Raw genomic sequence first — 15,540 nt, 5'->3', positions numbered from 1 at the left:
ATGTGTCTGGGAATTCCGGGACAGATTGTCGAGATCACCGATGCGGCGCGGCTGATGGCCATGGCCGATGTGTCGGGCGTGCGGCGCGAGGTGAATGTGGCCTGCGTGCTGACCGGCGCGCCCGAGGCGCTGATCGGGCAATGGGCGCTGATCCATGTGGGCTTTGCCATGGCGTTGATCGACGCCGACGAGGCCGCCCGCACGCTTGAGGCGCTGCGCGATCTGGGCGAGGCGCAGGAAACGCTGGAGCAGATGCGCGAAGGGGAAAGGGCATTGGCATCATGAAATACGCATCCGAATTCCGCGACCCCAAGGCCGCCCGCGCCCTGCTGGCCGAAATCGCCGCCACCTGTGACCGGATCGGCGCCACCCGCGACAAGCCTGTGCATATCATGGAGATCTGCGGCGGCCATACCCATGCGATCTTTCGCTACGGGCTGGACCGTCTGACCCATCCGGGGATCGAATTCATCCACGGGCCGGGCTGCCCGGTCTGCGTGCTGCCCATGGCGCGGGTGGACGAATGTGTCGAACTGGCCGAACGCCCCGAGGTGATCTTCTGCACCTTCGGCGATGCCATGCGCGTGCCGGGCCACCGCAAGAGCCTGTTGCAGGCCAAGGCTGCGGGGGCGGATATCCGCATGGTCTATAGCCCGCTCGACGCGCTAGAAATCGCCCGCCGCAACCCCGCGCGCGAAGTGGTGTTCTTTGGCCTCGGGTTCGAAACCACGACGCCATCGACCGCCCTGTCGATTCAGGCCGCCGCGCGCGAGGGCTTGGGGAATTTCAGTGTTTTCTGCAACCATATCACCGTGCCGGAACCGATCAAGGCGCTGCTCGATGACCCCGACATGGTGCTGGACGGCTTTGTCGGGCCGGGGCATGTGAGCATGGTCATCGGAACACACCCCTATGACTTCATTGCGCGCGACTATGGCAAACCCATCGTTGTGGCAGGGTTCGAGCCGACGGACCTGCTGCAATCCGTTCTCATGGTGCTGCGCCAGATCGAAGCGGGCCGCGCCGAGGTGGAAAACCAATATGCCCGCGTGGTGCCCGAACATGGCAACCCCGTCAGCCTGGCCGCGATTGCCGATGTCTATGAACGCAGGCCCAGCTTTGAATGGCGCGGGCTGGGGGAGATCGACGCCAGCGGCCTGCGCATCCGCGACGCCTATCGCGCCTTTGACGCCGAGGCGAAATTCGGCATCGGATATGGGGCGGCACAGGGCCGCACCGTGGTGCCAGAGGCCGAGGGTTGCGCCTGCGGGGCGGTAATGACGGGGCGCATGAAACCCACCGCCTGCCCGCAATTCGGCAAGGGCTGCACGCCGGACATGCCGCTCGGGGCGCTGATGGTCAGTTCGGAGGGGGCCTGTGCGGCCTATTGGCAATACGGCGGGGCGCGGGGCGTGGCGGCGCGCTGACGCGGCATGAAGGCTTTGCGCTGACGCGCAAGGGGGGCTCTGCCCCCCATCGCCCCTGCGGGGCGTCCCCCCGGGATATTTTTACCAAGATGAAGGAGAGGCCGATGGCGCTGCGTGAAGATCGGGTCACCATGGCACATGGCGGCGGCGGCAAGGCCATGCGGGATTTGATTGCCGAAGTCTTTGCGGCGGTGTTCCAGCCGCCCGGGATGGAGGATCAGGCCCGCCTGATGACCGAGGCGCTGCAGGTGCCGGGCGCGCGGCTTGCGCTGACGACCGACAGTTTCGTTGTGGCCCCGATGGAGTTTCCGGGCGGCGACATCGGCAAGATCGCGGTCTGCGGCACGGTGAATGACCTTGCGGTCGGGGGCGCGCGGCCGCTTTGGCTTGCGGCGGCCTTCATCATCGAGGAAGGGACCGAGATTGCGCTTTTGCGCCGCATCGCCGCCAGCATGCAACGCGAGGCCGAGGCTGCGGGTGTGCGGATTGTCACCGGCGATACCAAGGTGGTCGAGCGGGGCAAGGGCGACGGCGTCTTTGTCACCACGACCGGGGTAGGGGTGATCGCGCCGGGCCTTGATCTGCGGGCCGAGGCGATCCGGCCCGGCGATGTGGCCATCGTGAACGGGGTGCTGGGCGACCATGGCGCGACGATCCTGGCCGCGCGCGGGGATATGGCGCTGAGCACCGCGATTGAGAGCGACTGTGCCGCCCTGGGTCATCTGATGCAGGGGGTTTTGGCGGCCTGTCCTGATCTGCGCGCCGCACGGGATGCGACACGCGGGGGGCTGGCTTCGGCGCTGAATGAGCTTGCCGCGGCTGCCGGGGTCGGAGTCGTGCTGGAGGAAGACGTCTTGCCGCTGCGGGCCGAGGTGCGCGGGGTTTGCGAGATTCTGGGCCTCGATCCCCTCTATCTGGCCAATGAGGGGCGGCTGGTCGTCTTTGTGCCGGAGGCCGCGGCCGAGGCGGTGCTGGCGGCCATGCGCGCCCACCCGGAGGGTGCGGGGGCCTGTGTCATTGGCCGCGCGGTGGCCGATCATCCGGGGATGGTGGTCATGCGGACACCCTTTGGTGGCACGCGGATCGTGGACATGCTGGTGGGGGAACAGCTGCCGCGCATCTGCTGAACCCCGCGGCCGAAGGGCGGTTGCACCTGCGGCGCCATGCGTTAGCGTGGCCCGCAAAGGAGACCCGCCATGGCCGATACTGCTGTTTACCTTAAGGACTATCAGCCCTTTCCCTATTGCGTGGATCAGGTCGAGCTGACCTTCCGCCTGCAGCCCGAGGCCACACGGGTCATGGCGCGGCTGCATTTGCATGCCAATCCGGCGCGGCCCGGCGTCAATGACCTGCGCTTGGATGGGGAGGAGCTGCGGCTTTTGTCGGTGACCATCGGCGGGCGTGCGATTGCGGCCACGCCCGATGCGCGCGGCCTGACGATTGCCGCCGCCGATCTGCCCGAGGGGCCCTTCGTGCTGGAAACCGAGGTCGAGATCGCGCCCGCCCGCAATACCGCGCTGGAGGGGCTTTACATGTCAAACGGCATGTATTGCACGCAATGCGAGGCCGAGGGGTTCCGCAAGATCACCTATTACCCCGATCGCCCCGATGTGATGGCCCGTTTCCGCGTGCGGATCGAGGGCGATTTGCCGGTGCTGCTGTCCAATGGCAATCCGCTGGGCGCGGGGCCGGGCTGGGCCGAATGGGATGATCCTTGGCCGAAGCCGGCCTATCTGTTCGCGCTGGTGGCGGGGCATCTGATCGCCCATTCAGATCAGATTACCACGCGGTCAGGGCGCCAGGTCGCGCTGAACATCTGGGTGCGGCCGGGGGATGAGGACCGCTGTGCTTGGGGCATGGAGAGCCTCAAACGCTCCATGCGCTGGGACGAAGAGGTCTATGGCCGCGAATATGACCTTGATGTCTTCAACATCGTCGCCGTCGATGATTTCAACATGGGCGCGATGGAGAACAAGGGGCTGAACATCTTCAATTCGAAATGCGTGCTGGCAACGCCGGAAACCATGACGGATGATGAATTCGCCCGGATCGAAAGCATCGTCGCGCATGAATATTTCCATAACTGGACAGGCAATCGCATCACCTGCCGCGACTGGTTCCAGCTTTGCCTGAAAGAGGGGCTGACCGTGTTCCGGGATCAGCAGTTCTCGGGCGATCTGCGCGGCCATGCGGTGAAGCGGATCGAGGATGTGCTGGCCCTGCGCGCGCGGCAGTTCCGTGAGGATCAGGGGCCGCTGGCCCATCCGGTGCGACCCGACAGCTTTGTCGAGATCAACAATTTCTATACCGCCACGGTCTATGAAAAAGGGGCCGAGATCATCGGCATGCTGAAACGACTCGTGGGGGAGGATGGCTATCGCCGGGCGCTGGATCTCTATTTCGACCGGCATGACGGGCAGGCGGCGACAATCGAGGATTGGCTGGCGGTGTTCCAGGACGCGACGGGGCGCGACCTGACGCAGTTCAGCCGCTGGTATTTCGAGGCGGGCACCCCGCGCGTGCAGGTGGCGGAAGACTGGCAGCCCGATCTGGCAGGCGGCACCTTCACCCTGACTCTGCGTCAGGACAATCCGCCGACGCCCGGACAGCCGGACAAGGGGGCCAAGGTGATTCCGGTGGCGGTGGGCCTGCTGAACCCCAATGGCGATGAGGTGCTGGGGACCACCATCCTGGAGCTGACCGAGGCGGAGCAGAGCTTCCGCTTTGAAGGTTTGGGGGCGCGGCCGGTCGCCTCGGTCCTGCGCGGGTTTTCGGCGCCGGTCGTGCTGGACCATCCGGTCAGCCCCGAGACGCGCGCCTTCCTGCTGGCCCATGACACCGACCCCTTCAACCGCTGGGAAGCCGGGCGGAGCCTTGCCAAAGAGGTGCTGGCCGAAATGGTTGTGACCGGGGCCGCGGTGTCGCGCCCCTGGCTGGATGGGGTGGCGCGACTGGCGACGGATGACACGCTCGACCCCGCCTTCCGCGCGCTGGCGCTGCGGCTGCCCTCCGAGGATGATCTGGCGGCGACGCTGGCGGCGGCGGGCCATGTGCCCGATCCGGCGGCGATCCATGCCGCTCGGCGGCGCATGGGCGATGCGCTGGCGGCGGCTTTGGGGGCAGAGCTGGCCGCCCTGCGCGCGGCGATGACCGTCTCAGGGCCGTTCTCGGCCGAGGCGGGGCCTGCCGGGCGGCGGGCGCTGGCCAATGCCTGCCTTGCGCTGCAAACCCGGCTGGACGGGGGTGAAGCCGCCCGTGCGGCCTTTGCCGCGGCCACGAACATGACCGACCGTCTGGCGGCGCTGGTGGCGCTGATTGACATCGGCGCCGGGGCCGAGGCGCTGGCGGCCTTCGAGGCGGAATGGAAGGCTGACCGGCTGGTCATGGACAAGTGGTTCATGGTGCAGGTCGTCCATGCCCCGCCCGCCGAACTGGCGGCAACCGTCGAACAGCTGACGGCGCGGGCCGATTTCAACATGGACAACCCCAACCGCTTCCGTGCGGTCTTTGGCGCCGTCTCGGCAAACCATGCGGGCTTCCACCATGCGGATGGCGCGGCTTATCGGCTTTTGGCCGATTGGCTTTTGCGGCTGGACGGGCGCAATCCGCAGACGGCGGCGCGCATGTCTACCGCGTTTGAAACCTGGCGCCGCTATGATGCCGGGCGGCAGGCCCTGATCCGGGCCGAGCTGTCGCGCATGGCCGCGACTCCGGGCCTCAGCCGCGATCTGTCGGAAATGACCGCGCGGATGCTGGGCTGAGGCGGATATGACAAAGGGGGCGAAAGCCCCCTTGCTGCCGCATCCGTCTGTTCGGAGTTCTGCTTATTTGCAGTAGCTTTGCTGGCGGACCCAGCTTTGCATCTCGGCCCGGGTCTGGGCCTTGCGGAAGGGCATCCAGTCGCGCCCGATCCCCTGATTGCCATTGCCCACGGCCAGCCCGTCGCGTTCGACGTGGTGGGCAACCATTTCCACGGCGCAGGCCAGATTCGCCGACCCGTCCTTCAGCGCCGAGGCCGAAGTCGCATCGCAGCCGTAATTCGCGGCCGAGCGCGGCGAGATCTGCATGATCCCGATATAGCGCCCGCCCCCACCGGCGGCCTTTTCGTTGTAGCTGCTTTCGTATTTGCCAACGGCCGAGATCAGCCCGGCCCAGAAGGCCCGCCGATCAGTGACCGAGGCATCGGCATAACCCGGGCACCATTCGCCGATATCGGCGGGCACGCGGTCGGCCAGGGCATCATCCCGTTGGGCGACAGCCATGAGGGTATTGACGGTCCATTCCGGCGCTTCGGGATGATTGTCCCAGCGCATCGGGGGCGGTGTGGTCGCACGGCCGACGAGGTCGGCAGTTTCGGTGGTGCATCCAGCCAAGGCAAGGGCAGCCATGGCCCCGATGATCCCGAATTTGACCTGCATTGCAGCTCCCGCAGTGGCGACGCGTCCGATGCGCGACGCCGTTTTTTGCCCAAAGACCGCCCCCCGAGTCCAGCTTGGCGATTCCGGATGCGCGAAAATCCGCCCGTCCCGCCTTGCCGGGCAGGCCCGCCATGCCTATGAAGGGGCCAAGAAAGCGAGGGGAAACCGATGCTCGACCTGACCTATGAAGCGCCCAAGCCCAAGGTGATTGCCGGGGCAAAACATGACTGGGAACTGGTGATCGGCATGGAGATCCATGCCCAGGTTTCCTCGAATGCCAAGCTGTTTTCGGGGGCCTCGACCCAGGTCGGCGCCGAGCCGAATTCCAACGTGAGCTTCGTCGATTGCGCCATGCCGGGCATGCTGCCGGTGATCAACGAATATTGCGTGGAACAGGCGGTCCGGTCGGGCCTTGGGCTGAAGGCGCAGATCAACCTGCGTTCGGCCTTTGACCGCAAGAATTATTTCTACCCCGACCTGCCGCAGGGCTATCAGATCAGCCAGCTCTATCACCCCATCGTGGGCGAGGGCGAGGTGATCGTGGAAATGGGGCCGGGCATCGCGCGCCATGTGCGGATCGAACGCATCCACCTGGAACAGGACGCGGGCAAGTCGATCCATGACATGGACCCCAACATGTCCTTCGTCGATTTCAACCGCACGGGCGTGGCGCTGATGGAGATCGTCAGCCGCCCCGACATCCGCGGCCCGGAAGAGGCGGCGGCCTATGTTGCCAAGCTGCGCCAGATCCTGCGCTATCTCGGCACCTGCGATGGCAACATGCAGAACGGCAACCTGCGGGCCGATGTGAACGTCTCGGTCTGTCGCCCCGGCCAGTATGAGAAGTATCAGGAAACGCAGGATTTCGCGCATCTCGGCACGCGGTGTGAGCTGAAGAACATGAACTCCATGCGCTTCATCCAGATGGCCATCGACTATGAGGCCCGCCGCCAGATCGCCATTCTGGAGGACGGCGGCGAGGTCGTGCAGGAAACCCGCCTCTACGATCCGGACAAGAACGAAACCCGCTCGATGCGGAGCAAGGAAGAGGCGCACGATTACCGCTACTTCCCGTGCCCCGATCTGCTGCCGCTGGAAATAGATCAGGCCTGGGTCGATGACATTGCCGCCCGGATGCCGGAACTGCCCGACGCCAAGAAGGCGCGCTTCATGTCGGATTTCGGTCTGACCGATTACGACGCGAATGTCCTGACCGCCGAGCTTGATTCGGCCGCCTTCTTCGAAGAGGTGGCCCGTGGCCGTGATGGCAAGATTGCCGCGAACTGGGTGATCAACGAACTCTTTGGCCGCCTCAACAAGGAAGGTCATGCCATTGCAGAGAGCCCCGTTTCCGCGGCGCAGCTGGGCGGCATGCTCGACCTGCTCGCCAAGGGCGAGATCACCGGCAAGATGGCGAAAGAGCTGTTCGAGATCCTCTGGACCGAAGGCGGTGATCCGGCCGAAGTGGCCGCCGCCCGCGGCATGAAGGCGGTAACCGACACCGGCGCCATCGAAAAGGCGCTGGATGATCTGATCGCCGCCAACCCCGCGCAGGTGGAAAAGGCCAAGGTCAACGCGAAGCTCGCGGGCTGGTTCACCGGGCAGGTCCTCAAGGCCACCGGCGGCAAGGCGGACCCGGCGGTCGTGAATGCGATGGTGGCCCAGAAGCTGGGTCTGTGATTTCAGGGCCGGCCCACCGTGACAGCGGGCCGGCCTTTCGCTTCCCGTGGCGCGCGATGCCGCAGACGTGTCCCGCCGTGCGTTGCTTGCCCGCGGGTTGCTTTTTATGACGGAAGGACGGGTCGCAGCCGCAGTCGGCCGCGGGCATTTTCAGCAGAGGCACCAATGCAGCATTTTGAATATCGGGTGGTTCCGGCCCCGCGCCGTGGCGAAAAGGCCCGCGGGCTCAAAAGCACCGAAGACCGCTTTGCCCATGCGCTGACGCAGCTGATGAATGACCTCGCGCGCGAAGGCTGGGAATACCTCCGCGCCGATACGCTACCCTGCGAGGAACGCAGCGGCCTGACCGGCAAGTCTACGACCTTCCAAAACCTGCTTGTCTTTCGCCGCGTGAAAACCGCGCCCGTGACGGCGGCCGCCCCGGCAATTCCCGGCCTCGGCTCGGCCCGCGCGGGGGAAGGGGTGGCCCCGGCCCTCGGGCCTGCACCCTCGGATCAGGATCTGCCGAAGGCGAGCCTCCGGGCCGAATGATCAGCCCCGCGCCGCAGCCAGCGCCAGAGGCAGGGCTGTGGCAAAAGCCCCCAGCGCCGCCGCATCCCCGCAGCTGACCCGGATGCAGCGGTCATGCGGCGCGACAAAGGGCATGCGGACAAAGATGCCCCGCGCGACCAGCTCGCGCAGCACCGCGCGGGCAAAATCGCCATCCCGCCCGCAGTCCATGGTGACAAAATTCGTGGCCGAGGGCAGGGGGCGAAGCCCGTTCGCCACCGCAATCGCCGCAAGGTGCGTCCGCGCGGTGGTGACCTCGGCCCGAACCTGATCCAGCCAGGCCTGATCCTGTAGCGCCGCAAGCGCCCCGGCCTGGGCTATTCGCCCGACACCGAAATGGTTGCGCACCTTGTTGAAGGCCGAAATCAGACCAGGGGCGGCAATGGCATAACCCACCCGCAGTCCCGCAAGACCATAGCCCTTGGAAAAGGTCCGCAGCCGGATCACCCGCGGATCATCGGCCGCGATGTCAGCCGCGGTACCGGGCGGCGCAAGATCGACATAGGCCTCATCCAGCACCAGAAGCGTGCCCTGGGGCAGGCGGTCGAGCATAGCAGCGATCGTCGCGCCCGGATGGTGCGACCCCATCGGATTGTCCGGATTGGCGATATAGAGCAGCTTGGGCCGCACTCCAGCGGCCGTGGCCAACAGCGCCTCGGGGTCTTCGTGATCGCCGCGATAGGGCACCTTGTGCAACACTCCGCCATGGCCGGTGACGTGGAAGTTGAAGGTCGGGTAAGCGCCATCCGACGTCACCACCACATCGCCCGGAATAATCATCAGGCGCACGAGATAACCGAGCAACCCGTCAATTCCTTCGCCCACCACGATGTGGTCAGGGCTCACCCCATGATGCGCCGCCAATGCGGCACGCAGCTCATGCACCTCCGGGTCGCCATACATCCAGACTGACCTTGCCGCCGCCTCCATCGCGGCAATGGCCCGGGGCGAAGGGCCAAAGAGGCTCTCATTCGCCCCCAACCGCGCGGTAAACGGCGCGCCACGACTGCGCTCCTGGGTTTCTGGCCCGACAAAGGGCACCGAGGCGGGCAGGGAACGGATCAGCGGCGTGTATTGCGGTGTCTCTGTCATACCGTGATCTGACAGCGAAACGGCCCAATTCGCAAGTCCATCAAGCGGCAAAGAAAAAGGGGGCTCGCCGCCCCCTCTTGGCCTGCGGCCAATTCACCCCGCGGATATTTTCAGACAGAAAATGGAAGAAGGGCGCGGCGCGTTCCCCTCTTCCCGTTGTGAAAATATCCTCGGGGGAGCCTCCCGCAGGGAGGCGCGGGGGCAGACAGCCCCCGGCGCTGTCAGGCGATTTCGGCGAGCCGGGTTACGGCGGCGCGGATCTTGTCGGCTTCCTCGGTGCGGGCCTCGAGATTGGCGCGGGCTTCGTCCACGACCTCTTCCTTGGCGCTTTCGATGAACTTGGGGTTCGAGAGGCGGGTGGTGAGGCCCGCGATCTCTTTTTCCAGCTTTTCGAGCGTCTTCGACAGGCGAGCTTTTTCGGCGGCGATGTCGATGATGCCTTCCAGCGGGATTGCGAAGCTGGCGCCTTCGGCTGCGATGGTGATTGCGCCTTTGGGGGCGCTGGCGGCGGCGGTCAGGCTTTCGATCCGGGCGAGGCGCTTGATGAGCGATTCATTCCGGATCCAGGCCTCTTGCGCCTCGGGGTCCATCGCCGTGGCGACCATGTCGAGCTTCAGTCCCACCGGCACATGCATCTGCGCGCGGGCCGAGCGGATGTCGTCGATGAGCCCGGTGACCCAGGTCATCTCACGGTCGGCGGCGGTGTCGATGAGTTCCGGCCCATAGTTCGGCCAGTCGGTATGGACGAGCATCTTGGCGCGGGTGCCGGTGGTGGCCCAGAGCTCTTCTGTGACGAAGGGCATGATCGGATGCAGAAGGATCATGCACTGGTCCAGAACCCAGGCCATGGTCTTGCGGGTCTCATCGGCCTGATCGCCATCAAAGAGCGGCTTGGCGAATTCGACATACCAGTCGCAGACCTTGCCCCAGACGAAGGCGTAGAGCGCATTGGCGGCCTGATCGAAGCGGAATTCGGTCAGGGCGGCGTTCACCTCGGCCAGGGCCTTGGCGGTTTCGCCGATGATCCAGGTGTTGGCCGTGGCGGTGGCTTGCGGGGCGGCCGCCTGCGTGCTGTGGCCTTCCCAGACGCCGTTCATTTCCGCGAAGCGGCAGGCGTTCCAGAGCTTGGTGCCGAAGTTGCGATAGCCTGCGATGCGGTCTTTCGAAAGCTTCAGGTCACGCCCCATGGCGGCCATGGCCGTCAGGGTGAAGCGCACGGCATCGGCGCCGAATTCGTCGATCAGGTCGAGCGGGTCGAGCACATTGCCGAGGCTTTTCGACATCTTCTTGCCCTTCTCGTCACGGACGAGGGCATGGACATAGACGGTCGAGAAGGGCTTTTGACCCACCACGGCCAGCTGCATCATCATCATCCGGGCGACCCAGAAGAAGATGATGTCAAAGCCGGTGACCAGCACGCTGGTGGGGAAATAGCGTTGCAGTTCGGGGGTGTTTTCCGGCCAGCCCAGCGTGCCGATGGGCCAGAGGCCCGAGGAGAACCAGGTATCCAGCACATCGGCATCACGCCACACGGGATAGACCAGATGCGTCGGGTCCTGGCTGAGGTTGTAATCGGCCAGCGCGCGGGCCAGCGCCTCGATGGCGGCGGCGCGGTCCGCGACCTCGACGATGCGGGCATGGTTCAGGGGCGCGGGCAGGGGTGCCAGATCATCCATGAACCGCTCCGAGACGGCGGCGAGATCGGCGGCACAGTGATAGACCGGATCGGCATGGTTGAAGGCGCCATCGGCGAGGAGGGCGAAGATTTCCGCCTCATCCAGCGCATTGTCGCCTTCCGCATCGCGGAAGCCGGTGGGCCAGATATCAAGCCCATACCACACCGGGATCTGGTGACCCCACCAGAGCTGGCGTGAGATGCACCAGGGTTCAATGTTTTCCAGCCAGTGGAAATAGACCTTGGCATCGCGTTCCGGCAGGATCTGGGTTTCGCCCGAGCGGACGGCATCAAGGGCCGGGCCGACGATCTTGGCGGTATCCACGAACCATTGATCGGTCAGCAGCGGCTCAATGGCCACTTTGGAACGGTCGCCATGGGGCACGAAATGGCGGTCGGCGTCGATGCCGTCGAGCCAGTGCTGTTCCTCGGCCAGACCCAGAATTTCTTTCCGGGCGCCGGCGCGGTCCATGCCGTGCAGGGCCATGCATTCCGGGGTCGGATCGGCGCCTTCCAGGAAATCGGCATTGCCGTCGATATTGATCGCAGCCTTGGTGTCCATCACATTGATGACGCGCAGGCCGGTGCGCTGACCGACGCCCCAGTCGTTGAAATCATGCGCCGGGGTGATCTTCACCGCGCCGGTGCCCTTCGTCAGGTCGGCATAGTCATCGGCCACAATGGGGATGCGGCGGTTGACCAGCGGCAGGATCACCTCTTTGCCCACGAGGCCCGCATAGCGGGTGTCGGCCGGGTTCACGGCGATGCCCGTGTCGCCCAGCATGGTTTCGGGGCGGGTGGTGGCCACGACCAGATAGTCGCGGGTTTCATAGGCGGTGGGCTTGCCCTCTTCGTCAAACTCGACCGGGTGCTGATAGGTCACGCCATCGGCCAGCTTGTAGCGCAGCCGGTGCATGGCGCCGTTCACCTCGACCTGTTCGACCTCAAGGTCCGAGATCGCGGTTTCGAAATGGGGGTCCCAGTTCACCAGCCGCTTGCCGCGGTAGATCAGGCCCTTGTCATACATATCGACAAAGACCTTGATCACGGCCTCGGGGAAGTTGCCGGACATGGTAAAGGCTTCGCGGTCCCAGTCACAGGTCGCGCCAAGGCGCTTGAGCTGGTTGATGATGGTGCCGCCGGACTTTTCTTTCCACTCCCACACCTTGCCGAGAAACGCCTCGCGGCCCATTTCGCGGCGCGAGGGTTGCTGGGCCTTGGCAAGCTCGCGTTCCACCACCATCTGCGTGGCGATGCCCGCGTGATCGGTGCCGGGCTGCCAGAGCGTGTCAAACCCGCGCATGCGGTGCCAACGCACCAGAATGTCCTGCAGGGTGTTGTTGAAGGCATGGCCCATATGCAGGCTGCCCGTCACGTTCGGCGGCGGGATCATGATCGAGAACGCCTCGGCGCCGGGTTTGGCATTGGCGCCCGCGCGGCCGACCTTGCCGTCGATCCACTGTTTGGAGATCCGGGCTTCCGCCTCGGCGGCGTTGAAGGTCTTTTCCATCGGCATGAGAGTTCCCCTTTTCGTCGCGGTCGGGTTTAGCCAATGCCTTGGCAAAGGGAAAGGCTTTCGCCCCCGCCAAGGCGGCCGGGGGCCATATTTTCGGCCCCAATCGGTGGTCAGCGGTCAGACTGCACGGTCGAATTTCGTCGAGAGGTGGATCAGACTTTCCGAACTGACAACCCCCGTCAGCGCCCCGATCTGGTCCAGAACCTGATCGAGCACCTGCGTCGAGGGGGCGGCCACCTGCAGCAGCAGGTCATAGCGGCCGGAGGTGGTAAAGACCTTTTCGATCTCGGCGATGGATTTCAGCCGCGTCAGAATCGCGGCCTGCGCGCGGGGTTCGATGGTCAGAAGGACCGAGGCCCTGAGCCGCCCTTGCCGCGCATTTTCCCCCAGTTTCAAGGTGTAACCGGCAATGACGCCCGTCGTCTCCAGCCGCTCCAGCCGGGCCTGCACGGTCGATCGCGCAACCTTCATCCGCCGGGCCAGGGTGGCCACCGACATGCGCGCATCCGCGCTCAGAAGGCCGATGATATTCCGGTCCAAATCGTCCATGCAATGTGCCCGCCTATTTCGTCATTTTGTCATCCCTACACTATATTTTTGTGGTTTTCATCGGTGAAGTTTGGTCCCATATGCGCATTCCACGTTTTCAGGAAAAGGGCGGCTCATACGCACCTGGCCTGGTTGTAATGACCGCGCAGGTGCTGGCTCCCGGAAGGGTTCCGGGCAATGGCCGCTTGCGTCTTGTTGGCAGAAGGAACACGCCGATGGGACTTTCCAAAACGATCTGGTCCAACCCGACCGAATATATCCGCACGGTGAAACCGGAAAATCCGGTCATCTTCTTTTCGCCTGCCGTTCTGCAGGCTGCGGCACGTCGCTTCATCGACGGCTTTCCGGGCATGGTGACCTATGCGGTCAAGACCAACCCGTCCGAGGTGGTGATCGAGAACCTCGCGGCGGCGGGTGTGCGTGGCTTTGACGTGGCCTCGCCCAATGAAATGCGTCTGGTGCGCCGTCTCGCCCCGGATGCGGCGATGCATTACAACAACCCCGTGCGGTCGCGCGCGGAAATCGCCGTGGCGGTGGAACTGGGCGTGAAATCCTATTCCGTCGATTCCGCGACCGAGCTGGAAAAGCTGATCGAGCTGGTTCCGGCGGAAAACTGCGAAATCTCGGTGCGCTTCAAGCTGCCGGTGGCGGGGGCTGCCTATAATTTCGGCGCCAAGTTCGGCGCGACGGTTGAGCTTTCGGCCCAGCTTCTCAAGCGCGTGGCCGAAGCGGGCTTCATCCCCTCGCTCACCTTCCATCCGGGCACGCAATGCACCGATCCCCATGCCTGGGAATCCTATATCCGTGCGGGCGCCGAAATCGCCCAGCTGGCCGGTGTGACGGTGGCGCGGCTGAACGTCGGCGGCGGCTTCCCGAACCACCGCCTGCAGGCCGTGGTGCCGCAGATCGAGGATACCTTCGCCCTGATCGACCGCGTTGCAACCGAAGCCTTCGGGGACCAGCGCCCGCTTCTCGTGTGCGAACCGGGCCGGGGTCTTTGCGGGGATGCCTTCACCCATATCGCCAAGGTCAAGGCCGTGCGCGACGGGCAGCATGTGTTCCTGAACGACGGCGTCTATGGCGCGCTGGCGGAACTGCCGCTGGTGGGGATCATCGACCGCATCGAGGTGGTGGACAGCGAAGGCCGCAAGCGCAATGGCGCGCTCGAATCCCGCATCGTCTTTGGCCCGACCTGCGATTCGGTGGACCGTATCCCCGGTGAGCTGATGCTTGATGAAGGCGTGTCCGAGGGCGACTTCCTCGTCATCCATGGGATGGGGGCCTATTCGATTGCCACCAACACCCGTTTCAATGGCTTTGGCGAACTGACCATCGCCACGGTCCTCTCGCTCAAGGTTTGATCATCCGGACCTGAAATGGAAACGCCCGGCTGGACAGGCTCCACCGGGCGTTTACCATTTGGGGGCATGCTCTAATCAGAGTGGGGCATGGGGGGATGGCATGGGCTGGAACGCGCGCAGCATCCGGGAAGGGCAAAGGGGGCGGCATGTCGGTTGCTGACCTTCTGCGCCACTGGTTGCGTGGTCGCCCGGTGGTCCGCAGCGATCCGGGCGATGTGCCGCCCCCCGCTGTGCGGCGCGCGCCGGTCGATCATGTCATCGTGCTGGACGGGACGCTGGCATCGCTGCGGCCGGGGCATGAAAGCAACGCCGGCCGCGCCTATCAGTTGCTGTGTGAACGGATGCCGGGGGCGGCCCGGCGCAGCCTTTACTATGAGCCCGGTCTGCAATGGGAAGGCTGGCGCGACACGCTGGACGTGATGCAGGGGCGCGGGATCAACCGCCAGATCCGTCGCGCCTATGGCCATCTGGCCAGTCATTACCGCCCCGGCGACCGGATCTTTCTGTTCGGCTATTCCCGCGGGGCCTATGCGGTACGCAGCCTGGCCGGAGTGATTGATCGGGTGGGCCTGCTGCGGCACGACATGGCAACCGAACGCCATGTGGTGCTGGCCTATCGCCATTACGAACGCGCGCCCGATTCGCCCGCGGCCCAGGCCTTTGCGGACCGCTACTGCCACGCGGAAACCCCGATCCAGATGATCGGGGTCTGGGATACGGTCAAGGCGCTGGGGCTGCGGCTGCCGCTGTTGTGGAAGATGACCGAGGGGCGCCATGCCTTCCACAACCACCATCTTGGGCGCAATGTGCTGCATGGGTTTCAGGCCTTGGCGCTTCATGAAACGCGCGAGGTTTTTGCCCCCGTGCTGTGGGACTGTCCGGCCTCGTGGCAGGCGAATATCGAACAGGTCTGGTTCCGCGGGGCGCATGGCGACATCGGCGGGCAGCTTGGCAATTTTGAGGCCGCGCGGCCGCTTGCGAATATTCCCTTAGTCTGGATGCTGGCCCATGCGGAAACCTGCGGCCTTGTATTGCCGTCCGGCTGGCGGGACCGTTTTCCTTGTGATCCGCGGGCGCCCATGGTGGGGACCATGCGCGGCTTCGGTGCGGCATTCATCCTGCGCCGTGCGCGCCGTATCGGGCAGGACCGGTCAGAGCATATCCACCCCAGCGCAGTTGAGGCCGAGCCTGACCGTTGGCTGCCCAAATCCCCTGCGCGGGCCCGGCGGGCGTGATCGGGGCTTTTCAAACGCAGCGGGGCGGGGCACCTTGC

Annotated in this window: 12 protein-coding genes; 8 read left to right on the top strand and 4 right to left on the bottom strand. The window is 65.1% G+C overall.

Going from position 1 to position 15,540, the window contains the following annotated elements; all coding sequences use genetic code 11:
* The 4 genes from hypC (at position 1) to pepN (ending at position 5,188) form a co-directional block, all read left to right on the top strand.
* Complete coding sequence (gene hypC / locus IE101_RS04510; protein ID WP_189632573.1) at positions 1 to 285, top strand: HypC/HybG/HupF family hydrogenase formation chaperone; 285 nt, start codon at positions 1 to 3, stop codon at positions 283 to 285.
* On the top strand, positions 282 to 1,427 hold the full coding sequence (gene hypD / locus IE101_RS04505; protein ID WP_189632572.1) for a hydrogenase formation protein HypD: 1,146 nt from the start codon (positions 282 to 284) through the stop codon (positions 1,425 to 1,427). The genes hypC and hypD overlap by 4 nt, the downstream gene beginning before the upstream one ends.
* Positions 1,428 to 1,531: 104 nt before the next feature.
* A complete protein-coding gene (gene hypE / locus IE101_RS04500) occupies positions 1,532 to 2,554 on the top strand; it encodes a hydrogenase expression/formation protein HypE (RefSeq protein ID WP_189632571.1) in 1,023 nt (340 codons plus the stop codon).
* A 69-nt stretch (positions 2,555 to 2,623) separates the two neighbouring features.
* Complete coding sequence (pepN, locus tag IE101_RS04495; RefSeq protein ID WP_189632570.1) at positions 2,624 to 5,188, top strand: aminopeptidase N; 2,565 nt, start codon at positions 2,624 to 2,626, stop codon at positions 5,186 to 5,188.
* A 63-nt stretch (positions 5,189 to 5,251) separates the two neighbouring features.
* On the opposite strand, the gene IE101_RS04490 is transcribed toward pepN, so the two are convergent.
* Entirely contained in the window at positions 5,252 to 5,845 is a 594-nt protein-coding gene (locus tag IE101_RS04490; protein ID WP_189632569.1) for a transglycosylase SLT domain-containing protein, read from the bottom strand.
* A 168-nt stretch (positions 5,846 to 6,013) separates the two neighbouring features.
* On the opposite strand from IE101_RS04490, the gene gatB reads away from it, so the two are divergent.
* Together gatB and IE101_RS04480 are read left to right on the top strand one after the other, a co-directional pair.
* Positions 6,014 to 7,525, top strand: coding sequence for an Asp-tRNA(Asn)/Glu-tRNA(Gln) amidotransferase subunit GatB (gene gatB, locus IE101_RS04485; protein ID WP_189632568.1), 1,512 nt, complete (start codon positions 6,014 to 6,016; stop codon positions 7,523 to 7,525).
* A gap of 165 nt (positions 7,526 to 7,690) precedes the next feature.
* Complete coding sequence (locus IE101_RS04480; protein WP_189632567.1) at positions 7,691 to 8,056, top strand: DUF4177 domain-containing protein; 366 nt, start codon at positions 7,691 to 7,693, stop codon at positions 8,054 to 8,056.
* Here the strand turns inward: IE101_RS04480 and IE101_RS04475 are convergent, their stop codons facing one another.
* From IE101_RS04475 to IE101_RS04465, 3 genes are all read right to left on the bottom strand, one after another.
* Positions 8,057 to 9,166: a pyridoxal phosphate-dependent aminotransferase gene (locus tag IE101_RS04475; RefSeq protein WP_189632566.1), complete on the bottom strand. Its 1,110-nt coding sequence runs from the start codon at positions 9,164 to 9,166 to the stop codon at positions 8,057 to 8,059.
* 221 nt (positions 9,167 to 9,387) lie between these two features.
* Positions 9,388 to 12,357 carry a valine--tRNA ligase gene (locus IE101_RS04470; protein WP_189632565.1) on the bottom strand — a complete coding sequence of 990 codons (2,970 nt, stop codon included), beginning with the start codon at positions 12,355 to 12,357 and terminating at the stop codon, positions 9,388 to 9,390.
* Positions 12,358 to 12,474: 117 nt separating this feature from the next.
* Entirely contained in the window at positions 12,475 to 12,906 is a 432-nt protein-coding gene (locus IE101_RS04465; RefSeq protein ID WP_189632564.1) for an Lrp/AsnC family transcriptional regulator, read from the bottom strand.
* Between the two features lie 215 nt (positions 12,907 to 13,121).
* Here IE101_RS04465 and IE101_RS04460 point away from each other — a divergent pair, with 215 nt between their 5' ends.
* Both IE101_RS04460 and IE101_RS04455 read left to right on the top strand, forming a co-directional pair.
* Complete coding sequence (locus tag IE101_RS04460) at positions 13,122 to 14,267, top strand: type III PLP-dependent enzyme (protein WP_189632563.1); 1,146 nt, start codon at positions 13,122 to 13,124, stop codon at positions 14,265 to 14,267.
* Positions 14,268 to 14,413: 146 nt separating this feature from the next.
* Positions 14,414 to 15,502, top strand: a complete 1,089-nt coding sequence (locus IE101_RS04455; protein WP_189632562.1) for a T6SS phospholipase effector Tle1-like catalytic domain-containing protein — start codon at positions 14,414 to 14,416, stop codon at positions 15,500 to 15,502.
* The last annotated feature ends 38 nt before the right edge of the window (positions 15,503 to 15,540 follow it).

This window comes from Gemmobacter lanyuensis (assembly GCF_014652355.1).
Lineage (GTDB): Bacteria > Pseudomonadota > Alphaproteobacteria > Rhodobacterales > Rhodobacteraceae > Gemmobacter > Gemmobacter lanyuensis.
This window is presented reverse-complemented; position numbering and strand designations above follow the sequence as displayed.

Coding starts and splice junctions, on each gene's coding strand:
- hypC (WP_189632573.1), top strand. CDS start 1: ATGTGTCTGGGAATTCCGGGACAGATTGTCGAGATCACCGATGCGGCG.
- hypD (WP_189632572.1), top strand. CDS start 282: ATGAAATACGCATCCGAATTCCGCGACCCCAAGGCCGCCCGCGCCCTG.
- hypE (WP_189632571.1), top strand. CDS start 1,532: ATGGCGCTGCGTGAAGATCGGGTCACCATGGCACATGGCGGCGGCGGC.
- pepN (WP_189632570.1), top strand. CDS start 2,624: ATGGCCGATACTGCTGTTTACCTTAAGGACTATCAGCCCTTTCCCTAT.
- IE101_RS04490 (WP_189632569.1), bottom strand. CDS start 5,845: ATGCAGGTCAAATTCGGGATCATCGGGGCCATGGCTGCCCTTGCCTTG.
- gatB (WP_189632568.1), top strand. CDS start 6,014: ATGCTCGACCTGACCTATGAAGCGCCCAAGCCCAAGGTGATTGCCGGG.
- IE101_RS04480 (WP_189632567.1), top strand. CDS start 7,691: ATGCAGCATTTTGAATATCGGGTGGTTCCGGCCCCGCGCCGTGGCGAA.
- IE101_RS04475 (WP_189632566.1), bottom strand. CDS start 9,166: ATGACAGAGACACCGCAATACACGCCGCTGATCCGTTCCCTGCCCGCC.
- IE101_RS04470 (WP_189632565.1), bottom strand. CDS start 12,357: ATGCCGATGGAAAAGACCTTCAACGCCGCCGAGGCGGAAGCCCGGATC.
- IE101_RS04465 (WP_189632564.1), bottom strand. CDS start 12,906: ATGGACGATTTGGACCGGAATATCATCGGCCTTCTGAGCGCGGATGCG.
- IE101_RS04460 (WP_189632563.1), top strand. CDS start 13,122: ATGGGACTTTCCAAAACGATCTGGTCCAACCCGACCGAATATATCCGC.
- IE101_RS04455 (WP_189632562.1), top strand. CDS start 14,414: ATGTCGGTTGCTGACCTTCTGCGCCACTGGTTGCGTGGTCGCCCGGTG.